The organism is Microcoleus sp. B3-D7 (assembly GCF_036705305.1).
Classification (GTDB): domain Bacteria; phylum Cyanobacteriota; class Cyanobacteriia; order Cyanobacteriales; family Microcoleaceae; genus Microcoleus.
The window spans coordinates 19,037-27,466 of the sequence record NZ_JAUBUE010000065.1; the positions used below are offsets into that span (position 1 = coordinate 19,037).

The window sequence follows — 8,430 nt, forward strand, 5'->3', positions numbered from 1 at the left end:
GTGCTATAATTACAGGTCGCCGCCTCTAGCTGCCAACAGAAAAATCACGATCGGGCCCGAAAGCACGACGGCTGCGAGTAAAGCTACCTGAACAATGAGTTGGTAGTCTACACCAGCCATACCACTGAAAAGATCGGTTATAAAGTCCATGTGTCCTCCTGACTGTAGTGATTAAGTCTAGATTGTTGAATTAGAAAATCCGCTTCTGATTTTACCGGGCGATCGACCATATTTTTTAAGGAACTTTACAAAATTCAACAAAATGTAAACTGCGATCGACCTCCCAGTCACAGGAAACCAGAGACTTGATGCCCCTTCCCGGAAAGTGCCCCCAATCTAAAATCTAAAATCTAAAATCGAACCGCCCCTTCGGAATCTCCGTCTCCGGCGCTGGCAATTGATATACTTTAAGAGCCCCAATCTCCTAAAGTTTGGCATTTTCCACATAATGCTCCGAATCTAAAATCTAAAATCTAAAATCTAAAATCTAAAATCAAACTATGGCTACTTGGCGTTGCGTAAAGCAGTGCGGTGCTTGTTGTTACCTCGACCCAACAGAGCGCCCAGACTTAGACGAGTATTTATCTGAAGACGAATTAGCGCTCTATTTGAGCTTAGTCGGAGAGGACGGTTGGTGTATCAATTTTGACAGAGCGACGCGAGAATGCGGAATTTACGCCGATCGACCGCGCTTTTGTCGGGTAGACTCAGAGGTGTTTGAGGAGATGTACGGCGTTGAGCCGGCCCAATTAAACGATTTCGCGATCGAGTGCTGCTTGGAGCACATTGAAGATCTTTATGGCGATCGATCTTTGGAAATGATCCGCTTTAACTCTGAAGTCGGAATTCTCGCCTTACCTGACGGTGTTTCATAATTGCGGGATAATTTTGATTTTTTTTGGGGGATGGGCCCCTGATCCCGAAGGCGGGTATTTTCACAGCAGGCGGGACACCCCACAACCATCCTCATCAAATGGGGCAACGCCTACCTCACCACTAACAATCTCCCAGTTTCTCACCGGTAGAGTGTCAAAATAAACAAATCAAGGAAATATCGCGCAGTTGAGTTGAGCTATGAGTAATCGAGAGGGTTTTACAGGGGGATTTATTGCCGGAGCTGCCGTTGGCGGCTTGGTGGGTGCAGTTTTGGGTGCGGTGCTGTCGCGGCGCGCTGCTGAAGCTTTGCTGAATGAACCTTCAGACGCAAAAACCAGAAAAATCCGCCAGAGGAAAGCCAGCCAACTCGAAGCCGACAGCATGGAAGTAGCAAGGCTGAGTTTAGAAGATAAAATTGCCCAGCTTAATCAGGCAATAGATGACGTGCGGCTGCAACTCGGCGACGTAAACGGCAACGCGCCGGCGCCGGGCAGCGAGGGTTCGATCCCTCAAGACTCCTAACTCCTTTTTAAGATTTTAGATGAGTCGGGCAGATCAATGCGCGCTACTGACATCTTGCACCATTCTCGCTTCACAGGCTTTTCAGGCCTGTGAAGCCAAGAGTGAATTTTATTGTGGGCCGTTACTCTTCTAGCCCGCCCGTAAACAGCCTCATGCTACCCCTCTCCCCCACCTATGCTAAACTTTAAGTTAAAGTGTCTGTAAACTTTACTCAAACTTCAACGAGAATATATGAGTTATTCCATAGGCCTTTTGGCAACCACGCTGTCCACCTTTCTGCAAATCTATGTAGCCCTAATGATTTTTCGGGTGCTATTAAGCTGGTTCCCGAATATCAATTGGTACGACCCCCCGTTTTCGATTTTGAGTCAGTTAACAGATCCTTACCTGAATCTATTCCGATCGATTATCCCCCCCTTGGGAGGGATTGACTTTTCGCCACTGATTGCTTTTTTTGTACTTCAGTTCGGCTCGGAATTCTTGATCAATCTTTTGACAAGCTTGCAAACATCCTTGTAGTTTGAAAAGCTTAAGTTTTTAAGCATCGAGCGTAAATTGTTTGGCAGACGTAGCTGCAGGCAACTAAATTTTAGATTTGAGATTTTTAGATGAACTCCCCGGTTGAAAAGCTGGGGAGTTCATCGTACATGAGAAATGAGAAATTGCCAGCCACTCAACAATCTCAAATCTAAAATCTACAATCCAAAACTGCCTCGCGGTTTCACGGACAGCCAACCCAAAATCTCAAATCAGCAATCTAAAATCTCAAAGAGTTTCGTTAGCGGCGAACCACGCCAGTAAAACCTGTAGCTTTAAATTGCTTGAGCTTCAAAGGTGTTCGTTGATTGGCGGCCACCGAAATTCTGAGCTGAAAATCGCTAACTCCGGGAGGAACTTCTTCTATAGAACCCAAGCGAGTCCGGTTTTGCATCACCGGATTGTCGTCAGCATCATAAATGCGGCCGAAAATATCGGCATTGACAACTGGTTTGCCCGTGCTATTTTCAGCTTTCCCAGTAATCAAAAAGCAGGTAGCTTCCATAGAACTGCCACTGGTGACTGTTCCTTCTCCCATCTCTGCCGGACATTCGCGATAAGAAAGGTCGGAAAGTTTAATCTGCGTCAGAGCCCAAGCAGGTGGAGTAAATACCAAACTAAAAATTCCGATTAGGCAAGTAGCAAAAAAAAGGCTGATAGCTCGAAATTTCATAAATTGCGGGGCAAGTATATTTTAATTCTCAGCTTAGCGCGAATTCAGCCTCAAATTCCTACTTCTAGGAATTCGGAAAACTACAGCTACTTTTTTAAGAAATGGCATTAATCTAGACCTAAATGCTGTCGCAAGGCTTGGCGCATCACATCGACTGGGACGGATTCTTTGTTGAGCCAAATTTTTAAGGCGGCTGCTCCTTGTTGAACTAGCATTTCGAGTCCGTCAATAGCTCGCGCTCCCCTAAGCTGTGCATCTTTGAGAAACTGGGTAGGATTAGGGGTGTAAATTAAATCATAGACGATCGCACCTGCTGAAATTCGATCGATCTCACCATCCGCAACCGGCGACTTTTCCCCCTGCGGATACATCCCCACAGGCGTCGTGTTCACCAGCAAATCTGCCTGCGAGATTAACATTGACAAATTCTCCCAAGTATGAACCTGCAAATTCTGCACGGGCATCGGAGAATTGACCCAACTCTGCTGAAATTCCGCTAAATTTTGTTCGCTGCGGCCGACAACGTGAATCTCTACACATCCCAATTGAGCGCATCCAGCCACAACAGCTCTCGCCGCCCCGCCATTTCCCAAAATTACCGCTACTTTCTGACTCCAATCGGAACCCCCCCTAGCCCCCACTTGGTAAGGGGGGAGACAGGATTCAACAGCCCGTGTTTCGTAAGGAGCCGAATCAGATTCAACAACCGTATTGCCCCTTTCTAAGCCAGAGGTCGGGTCTTTAGCCCCCCCTTGGTAAGGGGGGGTTGGGGGGCTTTGCAGCGGCGCGAGAAAGCCTTCAACGTCAGTATTTGTGCCGCACCAACCTTTGTCAGTAAGGTATACGGTATTGACTGCGCCGATCGCTCGGGCGATCGGGGAAACTTCCGACAGCAGCGGTAAAATTGCTTGTTTGTGCGGAATCGTGATGCTAAATCCGCGAACGCCGATCGCAGCAAATCCTGCAAGAGCAGCTTTTAAATCCCCTGGTTTTACCGGAAACGGCAAGTAAACAAAATCGACTCCCAAGTGGGAAATAGCAGCATTGTGCATTGCCGGCGACAGAGAATGTTCGACAGGATGGCCAATTACTCCCAGCAGTTTAGTAGTGCCTTTAATCATTTTTGTTAGTTGAGTGTTGAGAGTTGACTGTTAACGGTTTAGTTTTGTTATTTCATACCAGATCCTGCTACAGTTGGGCCCTTATTCTTTCGTCGGCTAGCAGTGAATTTCGTTGGTTCAAAAGCGATTTTCCTCGCCGAGTGACTGTAAACCGTCAACTGTTAACTGTCAACTCTCAACTCTCAACTGTTTGCCGAAACTCTTTGGCGTCAGCCAAAATCGGATTGACATCAAACCAATAATCCTCGCCGTAACGGTATTCAAACACCCAGAGACTCCGCAGCAAGATTTGGTATTTAGTTTCCCCGTTCACAGTTTTGGTAGCGGATACTTGGCGCAGCAATTGCCACTCCTCCGGTTCGATCGCCAAAGTAAGCTGGTGGCGGCGCTGGATGATCACATTTTCCAAAGTTTCCCGCGACAGAGGAGGGTCTTGTTTCTGCAGACAGCCATACAGTAGTTGCAGCAAATTGCGGACATGACCGCCACTGACTCGACACAGGCGATCGAGAGTTTCCGCAGAGTCGAAAACTTTGCCTACCAAAGCATAGCGCTGCGAAGGATGCACCGTTGGACAAGCCCGCGCCAGAACCATCTGTCGCAGCAATTCCACACCCTCAGAGCACTCAGAACCGTCGCTCAACTGCACCGGCACCATCGGCAAAACCTTCGGATCTACCCCAAATCGATTGGTCAACTGGCCCAAATCGTTAGAGAAAATTAGCACCAAAGGAATTGTATACACGACGTGGCAATTTAGTCTTGCCAACTGTTCACCGCGATCGACAAACAGGTATTCCGGCTGCAGCCGCCCCGTCGGTTTCGCGCACAGGTGTATGCGATCGAGATTGTCGATAATTACTACAAGTCCTTGTTTCCCTTGGCGTTTGAGTTCTTGATTAGCCGGCTCCAGCAACTCCTTATTAAGCGCATCTAAAATTACGTTAGTTCGCGGCTCCAAATATTGCCTCAACTCCGATCGCAGATTCGGAGCATCTTTCGCCTTAGCAGTAATTTTGCCAATTCCCAACGCCAGAGAAAATTCTCCCTCCGTGCTGGCATTTATTTCGCCAAAACCAGGGACATTAGCTTCAGCGCTCAAGTCTATTTGAGTTTGAAAAACATCAGCAACCCCTTTGAGCAAAGCTTTAAAACCCGTCGGTTGCAGCTTGATTTTCATTTTCTCGATGCTTTCGCTCACCTGACGAGCAACGCTCAACAAAATGTCAGTGATATCTACATCTGCCATGTCTAAATCTTTACTCGACTCAAAGTAAACAACATGAAATCCTTGTTGCTGCAATTGAGCTTGCAGCCGCAGCAATTCTGTTGATTTACCAGAGCCGATGTGACCGGTGAATAATTGACAGGTAGGTGCATCGGGGGACAGACGGCTGATGGTGCGCTCCAATTGTTCTACGATTGTGCCGCCTCGCACTGAAGAGAAATCGATATAGTATTGTCGGTCTTGTTGATTTGCTACTGCCAGGGTGTAGCTGGGATTGCAGGCGCTATAAAATTTCTGTAAATTTAGTTCCATACCCTGTTCCATCTTTCACAACATTATGCCCTAATAGCTTATTCATTTAGCTATTTTACTAATCCGAACAAGTTGCCCGTTTATTCTGCTGTTTGACGGGGCGATCAATATTTTGGTACATCCCTAAACCAGCACTCAAAGATTATACTTAATTTTTGCGTATTTGGAATGAATGGAATTCACTAATACCTCTCACAACTAAGTAATTTATCGTTGTACAGCGAGCGCGACTTCATTTACATCACCGACGAAAATGTGGCAGTAATGTTCTCGGCTCAAAGTGGATATTGGAGTACGGTTAACCGAAAAAAACAGGTAGTAATTAGGTATCTAGAAACAATGTTTTTTTTATAATACCTTCGCCATTTTCCCAGTAGGTTGGGATCTTGTGAAGCGAAACCAACAACAGATTTTAGATTGGCGATTTGAGATTTTAGATGGGAGCAAACATTTAAAATCTAAAATCTCAAATTGATGGCGTTGGGTACAAGTGCCTCAACCAACCTAATTTCTTAGAGCCTTGTGACTTATAGCAATCCTTGCAGAAGTCGTAACTTTTTTACCCCACCCCAACCCTCCCCTTAGTAAGGGGAGGGAGTAAGAAATTCACAAATGATTTAGGATTGCTATAGATGTGAAGGTGTTGTTTAAGAAACCGGGTTTCTAGGCGTGATTTTTTTTTCTACTTATTTTTTATCAATTCTACCATTTTGTGACCGACACCTGCTGCCGAAGCGGGGTTGTCGCCTGTGACGAGCCTGTAGCTCGCCAGAACGCCCACTTAAAAATTAGGAATTTTAGTAAAATTATCCCCGGGCTCAATTAATTTTGGCTCCCGCAAAAACGACACTATTTCAGTCAGTACCACAGCGCCTTCCTATTCAGTAGTAAAAGCACCTACAGTCTTATTTGGAATCAGGTGGTCGCCCAATTACGAGCCGCTGGATTGACTTTAAACAGCTATGAGACCACCTTAATCAGAAGTTAAACCAACCTTATCTTGCTCTTGATGCAGGTTTAGTATGCTTTGTTTAATTCACCAGAAAAGCTCATGCAACTATCACGAAGAAAGTTTTTTACCTTAGCAGGAGCGAGTGCTGCTGGCACTTTGATGATGTCTCCTCTACAAGCGCTGTATACCAAAAAGGCGAATGGTGAATCAGTATTTGGAGGAGGATATGGGCCCCTCGTACCCGATCCGAATAAGTTGTTAGATTTACCCCGTGGCTTTCAGTATCGGGCTTTTTCACGAACGGGCGAAATGATGAGCGACGGTTCCCCTGTGCCCGGTGGTCACGATGGCATGGCGGCTTTCCCAGGTCCCCAAAACACGGTGATTCTGGTTCGCAATCACGAACTGAGTCCGAATTCTACAACACAAGTTGTGGGTTCAAATCCTTACGATCCTCTTTGCAAAGGAGGGACAACCACACTACAGGTTGGACCCAATCGTCAGCTCATCAAGCACTACGCTTCGCTTACCGGCACCTATCGAAATTGTGCCGGCGGCCCGACCCCTTGGGGTTCTTGGATTACTTGCGAGGAGGATGTCTCGACGCCGGCGACTAATAGACCTAGACCAAACGATGCGAGAAATGTATCGAAATCTCACGGCTACAACTTTGAAGTGCCGGCTCAAGCAACAACTCCTGTGAATCCCGTACCTTTAGTTGCGATGGGACGGTTTAACCATGAAGCGGTAGCCATCGACCCCAAAACCGGAATTGTCTACGAGACTGAAGACCGAGGAGATGGCCTTTTATATCGCTTTATCCCATCTCAACGAAACAATTTAAGCGCCGGAGGTACTCTGCAAGCGCTGAAGATTAAGAATATGCCTCAAGCAAAAACTTTTGCCGGCTTTCCCAAGGGCAAACCGATGCCGGTGGAATGGGTGACAATTGACAATCCTGACCCTGCTACGGATACGGTACGGGTCGAAGGTTTCGGTAAAGGTGCTGCCCAGTTTACTCGTGGGGAAGGCATCTGGTACGGCAATCGTGAAGTTTACTTCTGTTGTTCAGACGGTGGCTCTGTTGACGCCAATGGCAGACCGAACGGATTTGGTCAGGTTTGGCGGTATCTTCCCGATCAAGATGCGATCGAACTTTTTGTTGAGGCTGAATCGGCTGACGAACTCGATGGCCCTGACAACATTGTTGTGGCACCTCATGGTGATCTGATCATTTGCGAAGATGGCGATGATGAGCAGTTCGTGGTGGGCGTAACTCCCAAGGGGGAACTGTATCATCTGGCAAAAAATGCTATCAACGATCTGGAGTTTTGCGGAGCCTGCTTCTCGCCGGATGGTAATACTATGTTCGTTAATATCCAAACCCCAGGCATCACGTTTGCCATTTGGGGCCCTTGGAAGTCTCAACGAGGAGCATAACATTATTGTCTTGTAATGCGGGCATTTATTTGCGTGTAAAACGCTTAATGTTCGCACTATGCAGAATATGGTGAATCACGCCGGATTGTGGCAACATCCGGTGTGGGTTCTCTATAAGCCTATGAAAGTTTAACGGTTTGTGGGAGTTTGAAGAGTCGTGCAATACGTCAGACAGTCGAAACGAGTGTTTTATTCTTTGGTAATGGTGTCGATCGCCTTTGGCGTTGACCTATGTCAATCTAGTCGTTCAGTCGCTCAAACACCCGTTGATTATGTTTGCTATATACAGAAAAGTGATGGTCAAACGATCGACTTAGGTAAGCTTTGTGGAAGTAGTGGCAGCGGCCGCCCGATCGCTTTACAGCCAAATGACCAGGCTTTTCTTAATAGTTATCAACGATCGTTGAGCAAACGGCTCAATTCATCCTCATCCGATGCCGTGTCTCGCGTTCAACGAAATCCCCAAGCCGCTATCGAACGTGCGCGCGGGATATGTAATGCGCTCAGTGCGGGAATGTCGATCGACTTGCTGCAACCTCAAGGTAATGCTGAAGTTGATGCACTTAACGCTCTGGCTCCTAAATATTACTGCCCTGAGTTTGACGACTGAGCAAGAAAGTCTGAGTGGGGCGATCGACTCTGCCATTACTGGCGCTTCAGAAGTAGGAGCGGTGGCTGGGATTGCCTCTGTGATACCAATTTCCTAAAGTAGTGCTACAGTTAGTAGGTGTCTGTGTTGTAAATTAGTACCCAAACATAAGAAAGAAAA

Annotated in this window: 9 protein-coding genes; 5 read left to right on the forward strand and 4 right to left on the reverse strand. The window is 46.8% G+C overall.

All coding sequences use genetic code 11. The annotated features are described in order from the left end of the window. Window positions 1–9: 9 nt before the first annotated feature. A complete protein-coding gene (gene psb30 / locus QUB25_RS27180; RefSeq protein ID WP_242717077.1) occupies window positions 10–150 on the reverse strand; it encodes a photosystem II reaction center protein Ycf12/Psb30 in 141 nt (46 codons plus the stop codon). Window positions 151–500: 350 nt separating this feature from the next. Here psb30 and QUB25_RS27185 point away from each other — a divergent pair, with 350 nt between their 5' ends. From QUB25_RS27185 to QUB25_RS27195, 3 genes are all read left to right on the forward strand, one after another. After that, complete coding sequence (locus QUB25_RS27185; RefSeq protein WP_333188185.1) at window positions 501–875, forward strand: YkgJ family cysteine cluster protein; 375 nt, start codon at window positions 501–503, stop codon at window positions 873–875. A 199-nt stretch (window positions 876–1,074) separates the two neighbouring features. Continuing rightward, window positions 1,075–1,398, forward strand: a complete 324-nt coding sequence (locus QUB25_RS27190; RefSeq protein ID WP_333042370.1) for a hypothetical protein — start codon at window positions 1,075–1,077, stop codon at window positions 1,396–1,398. A 231-nt stretch (window positions 1,399–1,629) separates the two neighbouring features. After that, the gene (locus QUB25_RS27195) at window positions 1,630–1,917 is read left to right on the forward strand and encodes a YggT family protein (protein WP_333042371.1); all 288 of its coding nucleotides are present in this window, start codon (window positions 1,630–1,632) and stop codon (window positions 1,915–1,917) included. A gap of 259 nt (window positions 1,918–2,176) precedes the next feature. Here QUB25_RS27195 and QUB25_RS27200 read toward each other — a convergent pair whose 3' ends face one another. The 3 genes from QUB25_RS27200 to QUB25_RS27210 form a co-directional block, all read right to left on the reverse strand. Further along, complete coding sequence (locus tag QUB25_RS27200; protein WP_190657424.1) at window positions 2,177–2,608, reverse strand: hypothetical protein; 432 nt, start codon at window positions 2,606–2,608, stop codon at window positions 2,177–2,179. A 107-nt stretch (window positions 2,609–2,715) separates the two neighbouring features. Beyond that, window positions 2,716–3,729, reverse strand: coding sequence for a shikimate dehydrogenase (locus tag QUB25_RS27205; protein WP_333188189.1), 1,014 nt, complete (start codon window positions 3,727–3,729; stop codon window positions 2,716–2,718). A 175-nt stretch (window positions 3,730–3,904) separates the two neighbouring features. Then, a complete protein-coding gene (locus tag QUB25_RS27210) occupies window positions 3,905–5,269 on the reverse strand; it encodes a P-loop NTPase fold protein (protein WP_333188191.1) in 1,365 nt (454 codons plus the stop codon). 1,051 nt (window positions 5,270–6,320) lie between these two features. Here QUB25_RS27210 and QUB25_RS27215 point away from each other — a divergent pair. Together QUB25_RS27215 and QUB25_RS27220 are read left to right on the forward strand one after the other, a co-directional pair. Next, window positions 6,321–7,661, forward strand: coding sequence for an alkaline phosphatase PhoX (locus tag QUB25_RS27215; protein WP_333188193.1), 1,341 nt, complete (start codon window positions 6,321–6,323; stop codon window positions 7,659–7,661). 157 nt (window positions 7,662–7,818) lie between these two features. Next, a complete protein-coding gene (locus QUB25_RS27220) occupies window positions 7,819–8,271 on the forward strand; it encodes a DUF732 domain-containing protein (protein WP_333188197.1) in 453 nt (150 codons plus the stop codon). Window positions 8,272–8,430 lie beyond the last annotated feature (159 nt).